The sequence below is a fragment of the Arenibaculum pallidiluteum genome, assembly GCF_017355985.1.
Classification (GTDB): Bacteria; Pseudomonadota; Alphaproteobacteria; order Azospirillales; family Azospirillaceae; genus Arenibaculum; species Arenibaculum pallidiluteum.
In genome coordinates, this window is sequence record NZ_JAFIQU010000003.1 from 291,353 (window position 1) to 307,256 (window position 15,904).

Sequence of the window (15,904 nt, forward strand, 5' to 3'; positions counted from 1 at the left end):
GGGTCTCAGCCCAGGAAGGTCCTGAGCGGCTTCGCGTGCTTGGGGTGGGCGAGCTTGCGCAGCGCCTTCGCCTCGATCTGACGGACGCGCTCGCGGGTCACGCGGTAGGTCGCGCCGATCTCCTCGAGCGTCTCCTCGGTCCCGAGCAGGCCGAAACGCCGACGCAGCACGTCCGCCTCTCGGTCGGTGAGGCGGCCGAGCGCCTCAGTGACGAGCCCGCGCAGCGCAGACCCCGCCGCCGTGTCGAAGGGGGTGTCGGAGTCGTCGCTGAGGAAGTCGCCGTAAGACGCGCTGTCCTCCTCGTCGTTCACCGGGGCATCGAGGCTGACCAGGGCCGCGCCCGAACGCATCAGGCCGCGCACCTTGTCCACGGGCAGCGCCAGCGCCTCGGCGATGTCCTCGGGGGCGGGCTCGCGGCCCGTGCGGGCGCGAAGCTGCTGGGCCGTGCGATGGATCTTGGAGAGCGCCTCGACTGCGTGGACGGGCAGACGGATGGTCCGGCCCTGATCCGCCATGGCGCGCGTCATCGACTGGCGGATCCACCAGCTCGCATAGGTCGAGAACTTGAAGCCGCGCCGCCAGTCGTACTTGTCGATGGCGGTCATCAGGCCGATGTTGCCCTCCTGGACGAGATCCATGAAGGCGAGGCCCCGCCCGGCGAACTTTCGCGCCATGGAGGCGACCAGGCGCAGGTTCGAGCGCGCGAAGCGTTCCTTGGTGCGCTCGTACTCGCGCAGCGCGCGCTCCAGCTCCCGCGCGATCTCGCGGAAGCCCGCCAGCGGCAGGCCGGCGGTGCGGCCGACCTCGCGCAGCTCGGCGCGCAGGTCCTCGACCTGCTCGGCACTCTTGGTCTGCAGCTTCTTCCAGGCCGGGGACTTGGCGGCCAGAGTCGCCAGCCAGCCATCCTCCTCCTCGCGGCCGAGATAGGCCTCGAGGAAAGCTTCGCGGCTCACGCCCGCGCCGGTCGCCAGACGCGCGAGGCGACCGTCGATGCCGACGAGCCGGCGGTTCAGGTCGCGCAGCTCTTCGGAGAGGCGGCGCCACAGACCGGTCGCGAGGGGCATCTCGCGCAGCTTGGTCTGAACGCGCGCATCGCAGGGGCCGAAGTTCCCGCGCGTCTCGGCATGCAGCGCGGCGACGCCTTCCAGCGCCTCGATCACCTGCAGGCGCAGCGGCTCCATCTGCGAGGTCGGGGCGGCGGCCTCGCCTTCGCCGGCCGGGGTCTCGGCCGTAGCGTCCTGGGTCTCGTCGCTGGCCTCGATCGTCTCCGCCTCGGCGCCGTCACCGTCGTCATCGTCGCCACCCAGGCGCACGAGATCGACGATCTCGCCGACCTGCAGCGCGCGCCGGGTCAGGGGCTCCAGCGTCTCGACGATACGGTCGACGGCCAGCGGGCAGGCGATCAGGGCGCCGTGCAGCGCGGCGCGGGCGCGGTCAAGCTGCTTGCCGAGCTCGACCTCCTCGCCGGGCGTGAGAAGGGCATGGCGGCCGATCTCGCGCAGGTACAGGCGGACCGGATCGTCCGTATGCCCGTCCGCGGCAATGTTGCCGCGCGGCAGGATTTCGGGAGACGGCGTGAACACGCCTTCCTCGGCATCGAGCCGAGCCGACTGCATCAGGGACATGGTCTTGCTTTTTCTGCGTCAACGCGCGGAACAGCACCAGTAACACCGCTGGATCACCCAGTCGGGCCCGGTGCACCCCGCCCAGAAATGAAGGCCGCTATTTCGGCGCGTTCTGCTCCGGGGTCAAGTCCTTTCATGACCGTTTTTTTAAAAGGCAGGCCTGCGCGGCGGGGAAGACACGCAGGCTCGGACGGCCTTGCGACACGGCCGCCCAACGCGCCCGGGGGATGGCTCATGCCGCGTCCCGGGCCGCGATCCCAGGCGGCGCGCCGGGCCCGTCGCCGGCGATCCGGTCCCACTGGCCATGGTCCAGGACGCCGAGGACCCCATGTTGCGCATCGAGCAGGATCAGCGCACCGTTCACGACCTCGACCGAGTGGGCATCGGCGTAGAAGGTGCCGCCCGGGGTCTCGATGCGCCAGACCGTGGGATGCTCGCAGGGCTCGGGGCCCGCCCAGGCCTCCTCCGGGAAGATCGCTTCCGGATCGATGCTCGTGGAGGGCGGCCGGGAGGCCCGGGACGGAGGCTGCAGGGCAGGGGCGCGCTTCAGGAAGCCGAACATCGCGCCGTCCTCAGCCGACATACCGGCGCGGGCCGGCGATGTCGCTGCGGACCTGGGACAGGCGCGCGGATACGCCATTGATCACCGCCACGTGCTGCGGCAGCAGCGCCGCCGCGCGGCGGACCAGGGCCTGCGCCTCGGCGAGGAGTTCTTCGGCATGAAGGGTCACGGCCTCCGGGTCATGCATCGTCGCCTCCATCGGGTGAGGGAGGCGAAGCCTGCCGCGGGAGGCGGGCCCAAGGCACGTGACAAAGAGCGGATTCACGGCAGTCCGCGTGCCGCGTCGGGGCCCGCGAACGGACGTCCCGTCAGGGCTGGACGAGGGTGTGGGCCATGTCCGTGTGGGCCCGCAGGAAGCCCTCCATCGCCAGGGCGATCCCCCCCATGGGCACCGCGTCCGACCCCAGCGGAGACAGCCGGATCCTGACGCGTTCGGCTACCGGCGCCATGGCGTTCCGGGCAAGGCTGGCCTCCAGCGCGGGCAGGATCAGCGTGGCGACGAGCGACAGGTTGCCGCCGAGCACGACGAGCCCGGGATCCAGGATGTTCGCCGCCTGGGCGATCGCGAGTCCGAGATGGCCGCCGACCTCGTCGAGCAGGCCGACCAGAACCGAATCGCCGGCCTCGGCCGCGCGAGCGAGGCTCTGCAAGTCGCTCTGGGGGTGCCCGCGCTCCGCTGCCTGGGCGAGGATCGCCGACTCGGAGGCATAGCCCTCCAGGCATCCGCGCTTGCCGCAGCCGCAGGGGCGCCCGTCAGGCACGACGGTGATATGGCCGACTTCGCCCGCGAAGCCGGACGCGCCCCGGTAAAGCCGCCCGCCGAGATAGAGGCCGCCGCCGATGCCGGAATGTCCGGTGAAGCAGACATAATCGTCGACGTCGCGGCAGCTTCCGAACAGCTTCTCAGCGATCGCCGCGGCCACGGCATCGTTGTCCAGAAAGACCGGAGCGCCCAGCACCTCGCGCAGCAGCGGCTGGATCGGCGTGTCCCGCCAACCGAGATTGGGCGCGAGCACCAGCCGGCCGGTCCGGTCCAGCAGCCCGGGAATGCCGACGCCGATGCCGCGGAGCGGGCCGCAGGCCGCGCTTGCCGCCACCGCCTCCTCGATGCCGGCGCGCAGATGGTCGAGCGCCTGCCCGATGTCCCGGCTGCCCGGGATCTGGAAGCGGCCGACGACGGTCCCGGCGAGCGTCGCGGCAAGGATCCGGATGATGCCTGGCTCCAGCCGCGCGCCGATCAGGAGGCCGGCATCGGCCGCTATGGACAGCGCCGACTCGGGCCGGCCGACCCGCGCCTCACGTCGCCGGCCGCCGCGCACGATCAGCCCGTCCGCCATCAGCTGCGCGACGACGACCGAGGTCGTCGCCTTGTCGAGCCCGGTCAGCCAGACGAGATCCCGCTGCGAGGCGCCGGGATTCGCGCGCAGCGCGTGGAAGACGCGGATCACGTTGAGCGCGCGGATCGTCGAGGAGTTCACTATGGCGCGCATCGGTCCCCTGGCCCTCCGAGCCCCGCTGCACCCCGTTGACGGAGGCCGGGATTGAGCGTAGCGTCGAATTAGTTCGACCGTCTATCCAATTCGCGTGCCCAACAGAAGGCCGCAGCGGGCGAGCGGGGAGGGTCCTGTATGGCTGAGCCGATCCTTTCGGCCCAAGGCGTGTCGAAGGTGTTCGGGGCCGTGCAGGTCCTGTTCGGCATCGACTTCGAGTTGCGCCCGGGCGAGGTCCACGCCGTCGTCGGCGAGAACGGCGCCGGCAAGTCCACCTTCATGAAGATCCTGGCCGGCTACCTGCCGGCGACCGGCGGCACGGTCCGGGTGAACGGCCGCGAGGTCCCGTCCGAGGGTCCCGGAGCGCGCGAGGCGCTCGGCATCGTCCTGATCCACCAGGAGTTCAACCTGGCGGAGGACCTGACGGTCGAGGAGAACGTCTTCCTCGGGCGCGAATTGCGGCGCGGGCCGTTCGTGGACCGGAGCGCCATGCGGGCGCGCTGCCGCGCCGTTCTGGACGAGCTGAACTGCCACGTGAACCCTGCCTCGCGGGTTCGGGACCTTTCGGTCTCGGACAAGCAGATGGTCGAGATCGCGAAGGCGATCTCCCGCGACGTCCGCGTGCTGGTGATGGACGAGCCCACGGCGGTGCTGACGGGCGCCGAGACGGCGGTCCTCTTCCGCCTGATCCGCAAGCTCAAGGCGCAAGGCGTGGCCGTCGTCTACATCTCCCACAAGCTCGACGAGGTGAAGGAGATCTCGGACCGCGTCACGGTCCTGCGCGACGGCCGCCTGATCGCGACGCAGCCAGTCGGAGAGCTGACGCAGGACGCCATCGCCCAGCTCATGGTCGGACGCGCGATCACCGACCTCTATCCCGTGAAGGCACCGCCGCCGCCGGATGCGCCGGTCCTGCTGGAAGTCCGGGGCCTATCGGTTCTGGGGTGGGTCCGGGACGCGTCCTTCGCGCTCCGCAGAGGGGAGATCCTGGGCTTCTCCGGCCTTGTCGGCGCGGGCCGGACCGAGCTGATGGAGGGGCTTCTCGGTCTCCGGCGCAGCACCGGCACCGTGCTGCGGAACGGACGGCCCGTTCCGATCCGCTCGCTCGAGGACGCGACGGCGGCCGGGATCGGCTATCTGACCGAGGACCGCAAGGGCAAGGGGCTGCTGCTGCGCCAGGGGATGCGCCAGAACCTGACCTTGCTCGCGCTGCCGCGCTTCGGCGGCGTGCTGATCGACGAGGCCAAGGAGCGCGCGGCGCTGGACCGTGCCGTCGTCGACTTCGACATCCGCGCCCGCGACATGGACGTGCCGGTGGGCGCGCTCAGCGGCGGCAACCAGCAGAAGCTGCTGCTGGCCAAGACGATGCAGATCGAGCCCGAGATCCTGATCGCGGACGAGCCGACGCGCGGGATCGACGTCGGCACGAAGCGCCAGATCTATCATTTCCTGCACGACTTCGCGCGGCAGGGTAAGGCCGTGATCCTGATCTCCTCCGAGATGCCCGAAGTCATCGGGCTGGCCCACCGCGTCGTCGTCATGCGCTCGGGCGTCGTGACGGGAACGCTGGAGGGCGCGGCCATCGAGGAGGCGGAGATCGTCCGCTACGCAACCGGCCTCAAGGGAATGCCGAGCCATGACGCAGTCGTCAACGCCTGAGTCGTCGCAGCCGGGGGTGGGACGGCGCGCGCTGCCGTCCTTCGACCTCAAGCTCTACGGCCCGTTCCTGGCGCTGGCGGCGCTCGTGGTGCTGGGGACGCTGGCGAACCCGGTGTTCCTGAGCCCGGGCAACATCGCCAACGTGCTGACCCGTACGGCCTTCACGGGGATCATCGCGATCGGCGCCACCTTCGTGATCACGGCCGGGGCCATCGACCTGTCGGTCGGCTCCCTCGCCGCGCTCGCCGCCGGCGTCTCCATCATGACCATGAACGCCCTGTCGCCGGAGCTCGGCACGGGCGTCGCCGTCGTGGTGGCGGGCGTGCTGGTCGCGGTCCTGCTCAGCGTCGCCGCAGGCACCTTCAACGGGCTGCTGGTGACCAAGGGCCGGATCGAGGCCTTCATCGTCACCCTGGGCACCATGGGGATCTTCCGGTCGCTGGTGACCTACCTTGCCGATGGCGGCACGCTGTCGCTGGCCTCTCCCATCCGGACGACATACCGGCCGGTCTACTACGGCGGCCTGTTCGGGATCTCCTACCCCATCATCGCCTTCGCGGCGGTCGCGCTCGTCGGCGCGCTGATCCTCTACCGCACGCGCTTCGGGCGGTACTGCGCCGCGATCGGATCCAACGAGGAGGTGGCGCGCTACTCCTCGATCCGGGTCGACCGGATCAAGACGCTGGCCTTCGCGCTGCAGGGCCTTTGCGTCGGCATCGCGGTGATGATCTACGTGCCGCGCCTGGGCTCCGCCTCGGCGACGACGGGCCTGCTCTGGGAGCTGGAGGCGATCGCCGCGGTGATCATCGGCGGCACCATGCTCAAGGGCGGCTACGGGCGGATCTGGGGCACCGTGGTCGGCGCCGTCATGCTGGCGCTGATCGACAACATCCTGAACCTGACGGGGGCCGTCAGCGTGTACCTGAACGGCGCCATCCAGGGGACCATCATCATCGTCGCCGTCCTGCTGCAAAGAAGCGGTGCCGCGCGACGCTGAGGGACGGGGACGGGCCGCTGCGGCGACGCGCCCCGCAACGAGAAGCAAGGAGGAACCAACCATGAAGATGAAGCTAGGTTTCGCCGCCGCCCTGCTGGCGGGGATCGCCCTGGCCCCTCTCGGCGCATCGGCGCAGCAGAAGGTCCGGATGGGCGTATCGATTCCCGCGGCGACCCACGGCTGGGCGGGCGGCCTGAACTGGCACGCCCAGCAGGCCGAGAAGCAGCTCGAGAAGCAGTATCCCAACCTCGACATCCGCATCGCGACCGCGAAGGACGCGGCCGGGCAGGCCAACGACCTCGAGGACCTCGTCTCGGTCCACAACATCGACGCGCTGGTGATCCTGCCCTTCGAATCCGCCCCGCTGACCGACCCGGTGCGCGAGGTCAAGAACAAGGGCAAGTTCGTCACCGTGGTGGACCGCGGCCTGACCGACCCGTCGATCCAGAACGTCTACGTCGCCGGCAACAACCCGCAGATGGGCAAGGTCTCGGCGCAGTACATGAAGCAGAAGCTGAACAACAAGGGGAACATCGTCGTCCTGCGCGGCATCCCGACGGTGATCGACAACCAGCGCGTCGACGCCTTCATGGAGGAGATCAAGGGCACCGACATCAAGGTGCTCGGCATGCAGTACGCGAACTGGAACCGCGATGACGGCTTCAAGGTGATGCAGGACTTCCTGGCGCGCTTCCCCAAGATCGACGCGGTCTGGGCCCAGGACGACGATATCGCCCTCGGCGTGATCGAGGCGGTGAAGCAGGCAGGGCGCGAGAAGGAGCTCTTCATCATCGGCGGGGCCGGGATGAAGGACATGATCAAGCGCGTGATGGACCGCGACGTCCTCGTCCCGGCCGACGTGCTGTATCCCCCCGGCATGATCGCCGACGCCATGCAGATCACGGCCAAGCACCTTATCGAGAAGACGCCGGTCCAGAAGGAATACGTGATCGAGGCGACGCTGGTGACGCCCGAGAACGCCTCCAAGTACTACTATCCGGACTCCCCGTTCTGAGGGAGGCCGCCCGCGGGACCGGGTGGCACGCCGCCCGGTCCCGCGTTCCGAACCGACGCCACGCATCCGACGGGGCGGGAGCCGATCCAGGCCCCATGCCGGGCCGGAGCCGCGGGCCTCAGGCGGGACTTTCCGCCTCGCGCCCGTCCCGGCCGAGCTGCCAGGGAGAAGACCCATGAAGACCATCAAGGGACCGGCGATCTTCCTCGCCCAGTTCGCGGGCGACGAGGCGCCGTTCGACAGCCTGCCGAGCATCGCCCGCTGGGCCGCGGGGCACGGCTACAAGGGCGTGCAGATCCCGTCCTGGGACGGGCGCCTGTTCGACCTCGCCCGTGCTGCCGAGAGCAAGGCGTACTGCGACGAGGTGAAGGGGATCTGCGCCGAGGCCGGCGTCGAGATCACCGAGCTGTCGACCCATCTTCAGGGCCAGCTCGTCGCCGTTCATCCGGCCTATGACGCGGCCTTCGATGGGTTCGCGGCGCCGGAAGTGCGCGGGAATCCAAAGGCGCGCCAGGAATGGGCCGTCGACCAGCTCATGAAGGCGGCAAGAGCCTCGGCCAATCTGGGCCTGACGGCGCACGCCACCTTCTCGGGCGCGCTGGCCTGGCCCTTCGTCTATCCGTGGCCGCAGCGTCCGGCCGGGCTGATCGAGACCGCCTTCGACGAGCTGGCCCGCCGCTGGCGCCCGATCCTGGACGCCTTCGACAAGGCCGGCGTCGACCTCTGCTACGAGATCCATCCAGGCGAGGACCTGTTCGACGGCGCGACCTTCGAGATGTTCCTGGAGCGCGTGGACGGCCACCCGCGCTGCAACATCCTCTACGATCCCAGCCACTTCGTGCTGCAGCAGCTGGACTATCTCGGCTACATCGACGTCTACCACCCGCGCATCAAGATGTTCCACGTCAAGGACGCGGAGTTCAATCCGTCGCCACGGCAGGGCGTGTATTCGGGATACAAGCCCTGGGTCGAGCGCGCCGGCCGCTTCCGCTCGCTTGGCGACGGGCAGGTGGACTTCGGGGGCATCTTCTCGAAGCTGACCCAGTACGGCTTCGACGGCTGGGCCGTGCTGGAATGGGAGTGCGCGCTGAAGCACCCCGAGCAGGGCGCCGCCGAAGGGGCGGAGTTCATCAGTCACCACATCATCCAGACCACCGAGAAGGCCTTCGACGATTTCGCGGGGACCGGCACCGACCAGGCCGCGAACCGCCGCATGCTCGGCATCGGCTGAGGGAGGGATCCATGACCATCGAAGGAAAGGACGCCGGGACAACGCCGCGCCGTCTGCGGCTCGGGATGGTCGGCGGCGGTCGCGGCGCCTTCATCGGCGCGGTCCATCGCATGGCGGCGCGCATCGATGACCGGTACGAGTTCGTCGCCGGCGCGCTGTCCTCGGACCCGGAGCGCGCGCGCGCCAGCGGCGCGGACCTGCTGCTCGACCCCGAGCGCTGCTATTCCGACTACCGCGAGATGGCCGCGCACGAGGCCGCGCGGCCCGACGGCATCGACGTCGTCTCGATCGTCACCCCCAACCACGTCCATCATGCCGCGGCCAAGGCCTTCCTCGAGGCTGGCTTCCACGTGATATGCGACAAGCCCATGACCATGTCCGTGGCCGAGGCCGAAGACCTGGCAGCCGCCGTGCAGCGCTCGGGCCGGGTCTTCGTGCTGACCCACAACTACACGGGCTACCCCATGATCCGGCAGGCCCGGGACATGGTGGCGTCGGGCGCGCTGGGCCGCATTCGCGTCGTTCAGGCCGAGTACCCGCAGGACTGGCTGACCACGAGGATCGAGGAGGAGGGGCAGAAGCAGGCGGCCTGGCGGACCGATCCCGCGCGCAGCGGCGTCGGCGGGTGCATCGGCGATATCGGGACGCATGCCTTCAACCTTGCTGAGTTCGTCACGGGCCTGTCCTGCACCCAGGTTGCCGCTGATCTCACGACCTTCGTTCCCGGACGGCCCCTGGACGACAACGTCCACATGATGCTGCGCTTCGAGGGCGGGGCTAAGGGAATGCTCTGGGCCAGCCAGGTCGCGCCGGGCAACGAGAACGGCCTGCGCCTGCGCGTGTACGGCGAGAAGGGCGGGCTGGAGTGGTTCCAGGAGCAGCCGAACCACCTGCGCTTCGCACCCTTCGGCGAGCCGCCGCGCCTGATCACGCGCGGCGGTCCTGGATCGAACGCGGCAGCGGCCCATGCGACGCGCATTCCTTCCGGCCATCCCGAAGGCTATCTCGAGGGGTTCGCGCAGCTCTACCGCGACGCGGCCGAGCTGATCACGGCCCATTTGGCCGGGCGCGAGCCCGAGGCGCAGGCGCTGCAGGTGCCCGGCGTGCGCGAAGGCGTGCGCGGTGTGCGCTTCATCCATGCCACCGTCGAGAGCAGCCGCGCCGGCGGCGGATGGACCGCGCTCTGACGGGCGCGACGGCTGGCCGCTGGGTAGGGCGGCGCGGGGCGCGGAAACGCGCCCCGCGCCCTAACCCTTTACGCCTAGTCATGAAGTCGGCTTGAACCCGATGCCCCCCTATCGTCTCTTTCGGGCCGGGACGGGCGGCGACGCCCGCGCGAGCAGCGAGCGTCAGGCCTTGCCCCAACGCAGCCAACACGAGCAGAACTGCGGATCTCCGTGCTGAGATCCCTTCGGATGCTGGCCGTGGCGTCGGTCGTGGCGCCGCTTGCGTTGTTCGCGCTTGCCTCCTGGCAGAGCCGCACGCGGCACGTCGCCGAGGCCGAGCACATGGCCAGGCGCACCGTCGACGTGCTGGACGAGCATGCGCGGCGCGTGTTCGAGATCCAGAAGCTGGTGCTGGACGGCATCGACGAGCGTGTCCGCGGGCTTTCCTGGTCCGAGATCGCGGGCTCCGCGGAGCTCCACCAGTATCTGCGGGCGCTCGACCAGGGGCTCGAGCAGGTGGATGGCATCGGGCTGATTGATCCGGCGGCCAACGGACGTGCCAGCAGCCGGTTCTATCCCGCTCCCGCCACGTCCCATGTTCCGGACCGCGACTATTTCCAGGCGCTGCGAGACCGCGATGTCGGCCTTTACGTGGGGCAGCCGGCCTTTGGCCGATCCGTTCCCGACCGCTTGTTCCTGAACCTCGCGCGGCGCAGGTCCACGCCCTCCGGCGCTTTCGACGGCGTGATCGTCGCCTCGCTGCAGCCGGCCTATTTCGCGGGGCTCTACAAGGCGCTGATGGATTCGCCCCTGGACACGACCTCGCTGATTCGTGGCGACGGGCTCATCCTGTCGCGCGGCATAGGGGGCGTCGGGGCCGCGGCAGTGCTCGGGTCCGGAAGCGCGTTCATGCAGGCGATCCGGCACAGCGAGCATGGCGTCTACCGGACGGTATCCGAAATCGACGGGATCGAGCGGATCTATGCGTTCCGGCGCGTCTCCCCATTTCCGGTCTACGTCACCTACGGGCGCAGCCTGGAGGCCGTCCATACCGCCTGGTGGGCCGACATGTCGGCCTATGGTGGCCTTGCCGCCGCGGCCGCCCTGGCGCTGCTCGGCATCACGGCGCTCGCCATGCGCCGGGCGCGGCAGGAGCAGGCGGCCTTCTCCAGGTGGCGCGACACCGAGGCGCGCTACGAGGCTCTGTTCAGCCGCTCGCCCACGGGCCTTCTGCTCTCGGACGTGCGACCCGACGGAAGCTTCGTCTTCGAGGAGATCAATCCGGCGCTGGCCGGCATCGTCGGGCTGGATCCGGCGCAGGTCGTGGGGCGGACGCCGGCGGAGGTCTTTCCCGGGGCGCTCGGCGCCACGATCCGGGACGCCTATGCACGCTGCGTCGCCACGCGGGAGCCCGTGGAGTACGAGGCGGAGGGCGAAGGGCCGCGCGGGCCTTTCGTCCGGCGGGTGATCGTGATGCCGGTGCTCGACGCGGAGGGGCGCGTGCGCAAGCTCCTCGGCACCTCGATGAATGTCACCGAGACGCGCCGGCTCGAGGAGCAGGTGCGCCAGATGCAGAAGATCGAGGCCGTCGGCCAGCTCACTGGCGGTGTCGCCCATGATTTCAACAATCTGCTCTCCGCGGTGATCGGGAACCTCGACCTCCTGCGCAAGCGGCTGCCGGAGCAGGATGCGCGGGCGAAGCGCTATCTCGACGGCGCCCTGCAGGGGGCGCGGCGCGGCGCGGCGCTGACGCAGCGGCTGCTCGCCTTCGCGCGCCGGCAGGATCTGCAGGCCCGCCCGGTGGACGTGCTGGCGCTCGTCCTTGGCATCCGCGACCTGCTGGAGCGGTCGCTGGGCCCCATGGTGGACGTCCGATACGAGCTGCCGCCGGCGCTCCCGGCCGCACATGTGGACCCGAACCAGCTCGAGCTCGCGATCCTGAACCTCGCCGTCAACGGGCGGGACGCCATGCCCGCCGGCGGGCTTCTGACCATATCGGTGGAGGCTGCCGAGCTGGCCGAGACGGACGGGCAAGGGCTCGGGCCCGGGCGCTTCCTGCGGCTGCGCGTCAGCGACACCGGTATGGGCATGGATGCGGCGACGCTGAAGCGCGCCGTGGAGCCCTTCTTCTCGACCAAGGGGGTGGGCAAGGGCACGGGGCTGGGTCTGTCCATGGTCTATGGCCTCGCGGCCCAGACGGGTGGCGCCTTGCGGCTGAGCAGCGCGCCGCGGCAGGGGACCACGGCCGAGCTGTGGCTGCCTGTGGCGGCCGAGGCCGCGGGGGAGCCGGCGCCGCGCGGTCCCGCACCGGTGCTGGAGCAGCCGACCGCCGCAGCCATCCTGGTGGTCGACGACGACACGCTGATCCTGATGAGCACTGCTGCGATGCTGGAGGATCTCGGCCATGCCGTGATTGAGGCCGAGAGCGCGGCCAGGGCGCTGGAAATCCTGCGTGCAGGCACCCGGGTCGACCTTCTTGTGACGGATTTCGCCATGCCGGGCATGTCGGGTCTCGATCTCGTCCGGGCAGCCCGCACGCACCGGCCGGAGCTGCCGGCGCTGCTGGTCACTGGCTATGCGGAGCTGCCCGAGGGTGCCGCGGACGACCTGCCGCGCCTTGCCAAGCCCTTTGGGCAGGAGCAACTCGCGGCCGAGCTGTCGGCGCTGCTGGACCGCACGGCGCGGCCGCCGGCAGCCCGACACGGACGTGCCGGCGCCTGATTGTGCCTTCGGGGGGAGTCCGGCTCCCCATGGGCCTCCCTGGGGACCGGACCTGTCGGGCCCCGTGTGCCTGCCTGAGCACCTCCGGTACGTGGAACGGCTTGGGGAGGAATGCTGCCGATCTCCTCGCTGGTCCTTTGCGGGACAGCGGCAGGCCGTTTCCGGCCCGGCCGCAAGCGCATCGCTCCGCATGCAGCGTTTGCCCCTCCGCACCTGTTGGTGCGCGATGGGAGGACCGGCGATGCGACAGCCCCTGTCAGAGATGGCCGACCCCAAGCTGCGGCGTCTGCTGCTCTGGTGGGAGGCGGCGCGGCGCGGGCGGGACATGCCGACGCGCGCGGACCTGGATCCGGCCGACCTGCGCGATATTCTGCCGAACCTGATGCTCGTCGACATCGCGGACACACCCGAGAGCCGGTTCGTCTACCGGCTCGTGGGGACCCACATCGATGCCAGCCTGGGGGTGTCGGTCACCGGACGGTCGGTACAGGAGCTGCCCTTCGGCGGGGAGGCGCGGAACGACATCCTGGAGCAGTACGAGCAGACCTGCCGTGAGCGCCAGCCGATCTTCTGCACCCACGGCTACGATACGACGGAGAGCCGTCACGTCGAGTACGGCCGAATCCTCGCCCCGATGTCGCGCCACGGCTCGGGGCTCGACATGCTGGTCGGCGCGGTGGTCTTCACGATCAGCCACATCAATCTCGGCCTTCCAAGGCAGGTCCTGACCGCGTGAAGGGGCGCGCCGCTACGGCGCGGCGATGGCCCTTTTCAGTCATTCCCGCCGTCAGCGGCGCACTTGCCCCGGTCCCGCGGATCTGGAGGCGATGAGCTGATCGATGTTCTCGAGGAAGGACTTCAGGACCGGGGAGGGGTTGTCCGCCCGATAGCCGGCAGCGATCTCGATGACGGGCGCATTGCCCCGGAGCGGCCTGCTGACCACGGACGGGGGCAGAAGACGCTCGACATAGGCCGGCAGGAGCGTAACGCCGCCCGTGGACGCGACGAGCGAGATCCCAGTCGCGAAACCGTCGAGAAAATGCGTGGGCGACACGACGATCCCGCGATCGCGGAGGTACCGATCGACGATCCGCCGCAGCACGTGCGGCGTGTCCGAGTATCCGATGAACGCATGAGGGTCCAGGTCCTTCGGATCGATCTCGGACCGGGACGTCAGCGGATGCTCGCTGGGCAGGATCGCGACGATCGGCTCGACGGCGATGACTTTGTAGCTCACGTCCGGCTGAGGTTCGATCCGGGAGAAGCCGAGGTCGCTCTCCCCACGCTGCACGGCCTCGGCCACATGCGGCGAGAAATCGCTCGAGACCCTCAGGTCGATGTCCTTCAGCTGGTCCCGGAGGACGCGGGTGACGTGCGGCAGCCACTCCACCTCCTGTCCCGTCAGAAAGCCGACGGAGAAGCTGGCTTTCGGAGGGCGGGCAGCCCTCCTCGCTGCCGCGATCGCCTCGGCTGCCTGGTTCAATGTCAGGCGCGCGTGGTCAAGGAACGCACGGCCCGCCGGCGTGAGTTCGACACCGCGTGAGCTGCGGATGAAGAGCTGCGCGCCGACCTCCAGCTCCAGATCGCGGAGCTGACGGCTCAGCGATGGCTGCGCCGTGTGCAGACGCTTCTCGGCCGCTACCGAGAGGCTCCCTTCCTCGGCAACTGCGACGAAGTACTTGAGGTGCCGAAGCTCCATGGCGCGGCGATGCCTCCGAGGTATGGCAGATACATAAACAAAGTCCTTCGAAAGAGCAACGGGGCCGCGTAGCTAGAAGGGGCCGCACGAGGATGTCTGCCATCCAGGTATGGGCGGGCTCGAAGCCCGCTGACCGGCGGCGCGGATGAACCGTTTCTCGGGAGGTGTACCATGCACCCCAGCAGTGGGAATGCCGCACGCGTGACGAACGCCCCTCGCGACGCCGAGGCGCAGGAGACCGGCGCGACGCGCCGCGCATCAAGCCGCCGTTCCAGCCATGGAGTTCCCGCATCGGTCGCTGGCTTCAATCTGCTCATCGACGGCGTCGAGCGTGCCGGTTCGACCGGGGAAAGCGAGGCCGTGCTCGACCCCGCGACCGGAGAGGAGATCGGCCGCGTCGCCTTCGCATCGCTGGACGATCTCGATGACGCGATCGCCGCCGCCTCCAGCGGGCTGCGCCAATGGCGGGCGACGCCGCCGTGGGAGCGCGGCCGCATCCTGAAGAAGGCCGCCGACATCCTGCGCGCGGACCTGGAATCCGCGGCGCTTGCGATGACGCGCGAGCAGGGAAAGCCGCTGCCCGAGGCCCGGACGGAGGTTGAGCGCTCAGCCGATTTCCTCGAATGGGGCGGCGAGCAAGCCCGGCGTCTCTCGGACCGCGTCATAGCCGGGCGCGCATCGGGAAGCCGGATCGAGGTGCAGAACCATCCGACCGGCGTGGTGGCGGCCTTCACGCCGTGGAACTTCCCGATGGCGCTTGCCGCCAAGAAGTTCGCCGGCGCTCTAGGCGCGGGGTGCTCGATCATCTGCAAGCCGTCGCAGGAGACACCGGGCTCCGTGCTGGTGATGGCCAGGGCCTTGCTCGAGGCGGGCGTCACGCCGGCCGCGATCGCCGTCGTCTTCGGCCACGCGAACCAGGTCTCCGACCACCTCATTGCGTCGCGCGAGGTCGCTAAGATCACCTTCACCGGATCCATCCCGATCGGCAAGCGCCTGGCCGCGGCCGCAGGCGCCGTGGTCAAGCCGGTCACGATGGAGCTGGGCGGTCATGCGCCGGTGATCGTGTGCGCCGACGTGGACCCCGAGCGGGCCGCCGACATGCTGGTGCGCGCGAAGTTCACCAATGCCGGGCAGATATGCCTGTGCCCGTCGCGCTTCTTCGTCGAGGAGCCGATCCGGGAGCGGTTCACCGCGCGCTTCGTCGCGCAGGCAAAGGCCTTGCGGGTCGGGGCCGGGGCCGACCCGGCGACCGAGATGGGGCCGCTCGCGAATGCCCGCCGCCTCGAGGCGATCACGCGGATGGTCGAGGATGCGCGCGATCGCGGAGCCACGGTGCTTGCGGGCGGCGAGCGCATCGGCGATCGCGGGTTCTTCTATGCGCCGACCGTGCTCGCGGACGTGCCCGCGGACGCGGAGATCCTGCACGAGGAGCCGTTCGGCCCGGTGGCACCGATCCTCCCGTTCACCGAAGAGGCCGCCATGCTCGCGGAAGCCAACGGTCTCGAGTTCGGGCTCGCGTCCTACGTCGTCACCGATGACGTCAGGCGCCAGCAGCGGCTGACGGCAGCGCTGGAGTACGGCGTGGTCGGCGTGAACGGTGCCCTGACGCACAACCCGGAGGCTCCGCTGGGCGGCTGGAAGGAAAGCGGCATCGACACCGAGGGCGGCATCGAGATCCTCGAGCCGTACCTGCGCACCAAGCACGTCAGCATCCAGTAGCGCGCGATAGCGCCGCCGGC

The 15,904-nt window shown here is 69.8% G+C and carries 13 protein-coding genes; 8 read left to right on the forward strand and 5 right to left on the reverse strand.

Features of this window, described 5'->3' with window-relative positions; translation table 11 throughout:
• Window positions 1-5: 5 nt before the first annotated feature.
• From JUB13_RS08525 to JUB13_RS08540, 4 genes are all read right to left on the reverse strand, one after another.
• The gene (locus JUB13_RS08525) at window positions 6-1,625 is read right to left on the reverse strand and encodes a sigma-70 family RNA polymerase sigma factor (RefSeq protein ID WP_207478373.1); all 1,620 of its coding nucleotides are present in this window, start codon (window positions 1,623-1,625) and stop codon (window positions 6-8) included.
• 232 nt (window positions 1,626-1,857) lie between these two features.
• Window positions 1,858-2,187, reverse strand: a complete 330-nt coding sequence (locus tag JUB13_RS08530) for a hypothetical protein (RefSeq protein WP_207478374.1) — start codon at window positions 2,185-2,187, stop codon at window positions 1,858-1,860.
• A 10-nt stretch (window positions 2,188-2,197) separates the two neighbouring features.
• Entirely contained in the window at window positions 2,198-2,374 is a 177-nt protein-coding gene (locus tag JUB13_RS08535) for a hypothetical protein (RefSeq protein ID WP_207478375.1), read from the reverse strand.
• A 121-nt stretch (window positions 2,375-2,495) separates the two neighbouring features.
• Window positions 2,496-3,677: an ROK family transcriptional regulator gene (locus JUB13_RS08540; RefSeq protein ID WP_207478376.1), complete on the reverse strand. Its 1,182-nt coding sequence runs from the start codon at window positions 3,675-3,677 to the stop codon at window positions 2,496-2,498.
• 138 nt (window positions 3,678-3,815) lie between these two features.
• Here JUB13_RS08540 and JUB13_RS08545 point away from each other — a divergent pair, with 138 nt between their 5' ends.
• The 7 genes from JUB13_RS08545 (at window position 3,816) to JUB13_RS08575 (ending at window position 13,202) form a co-directional block, all read left to right on the forward strand.
• Window positions 3,816-5,336, forward strand: coding sequence for a sugar ABC transporter ATP-binding protein (locus JUB13_RS08545; RefSeq protein WP_207478377.1), 1,521 nt, complete (start codon window positions 3,816-3,818; stop codon window positions 5,334-5,336).
• Window positions 5,314-6,333: an ABC transporter permease gene (locus JUB13_RS08550; RefSeq protein WP_207478378.1), complete on the forward strand. Its 1,020-nt coding sequence runs from the start codon at window positions 5,314-5,316 to the stop codon at window positions 6,331-6,333. The genes JUB13_RS08545 and JUB13_RS08550 overlap by 23 nt, the downstream gene beginning before the upstream one ends.
• 61 nt (window positions 6,334-6,394) lie before the next feature.
• A complete protein-coding gene (locus tag JUB13_RS08555) occupies window positions 6,395-7,348 on the forward strand; it encodes a substrate-binding domain-containing protein (protein WP_207478379.1) in 954 nt (317 codons plus the stop codon).
• A gap of 175 nt (window positions 7,349-7,523) precedes the next feature.
• Window positions 7,524-8,579, forward strand: a complete 1,056-nt coding sequence (locus JUB13_RS08560) for a sugar phosphate isomerase/epimerase family protein (RefSeq protein WP_207478380.1) — start codon at window positions 7,524-7,526, stop codon at window positions 8,577-8,579.
• Between the two features lie 11 nt (window positions 8,580-8,590).
• Window positions 8,591-9,766, forward strand: coding sequence for a Gfo/Idh/MocA family protein (locus JUB13_RS08565; RefSeq protein WP_207478381.1), 1,176 nt, complete (start codon window positions 8,591-8,593; stop codon window positions 9,764-9,766).
• A 210-nt stretch (window positions 9,767-9,976) separates the two neighbouring features.
• On the forward strand, window positions 9,977-12,466 hold the full coding sequence (locus JUB13_RS08570) for a hybrid sensor histidine kinase/response regulator (protein WP_207478382.1): 2,490 nt from the start codon (window positions 9,977-9,979) through the stop codon (window positions 12,464-12,466).
• Window positions 12,467-12,707: 241 nt separating this feature from the next.
• Complete coding sequence (locus tag JUB13_RS08575) at window positions 12,708-13,202, forward strand: PAS domain-containing protein (protein WP_207478383.1); 495 nt, start codon at window positions 12,708-12,710, stop codon at window positions 13,200-13,202.
• A gap of 51 nt (window positions 13,203-13,253) precedes the next feature.
• On the opposite strand, the gene JUB13_RS08580 is transcribed toward JUB13_RS08575, so the two are convergent.
• Entirely contained in the window at window positions 13,254-14,165 is a 912-nt protein-coding gene (locus JUB13_RS08580; RefSeq protein WP_207478384.1) for a LysR family transcriptional regulator, read from the reverse strand.
• 171 nt (window positions 14,166-14,336) lie between these two features.
• Between JUB13_RS08580 and JUB13_RS08585 the strand changes: the two genes are divergently transcribed.
• Window positions 14,337-15,884 carry an NAD-dependent succinate-semialdehyde dehydrogenase gene (locus JUB13_RS08585; protein ID WP_207478385.1) on the forward strand — a complete coding sequence of 516 codons (1,548 nt, stop codon included), beginning with the start codon at window positions 14,337-14,339 and terminating at the stop codon, window positions 15,882-15,884.
• Window positions 15,885-15,904: the final 20 nt, after the last annotated feature.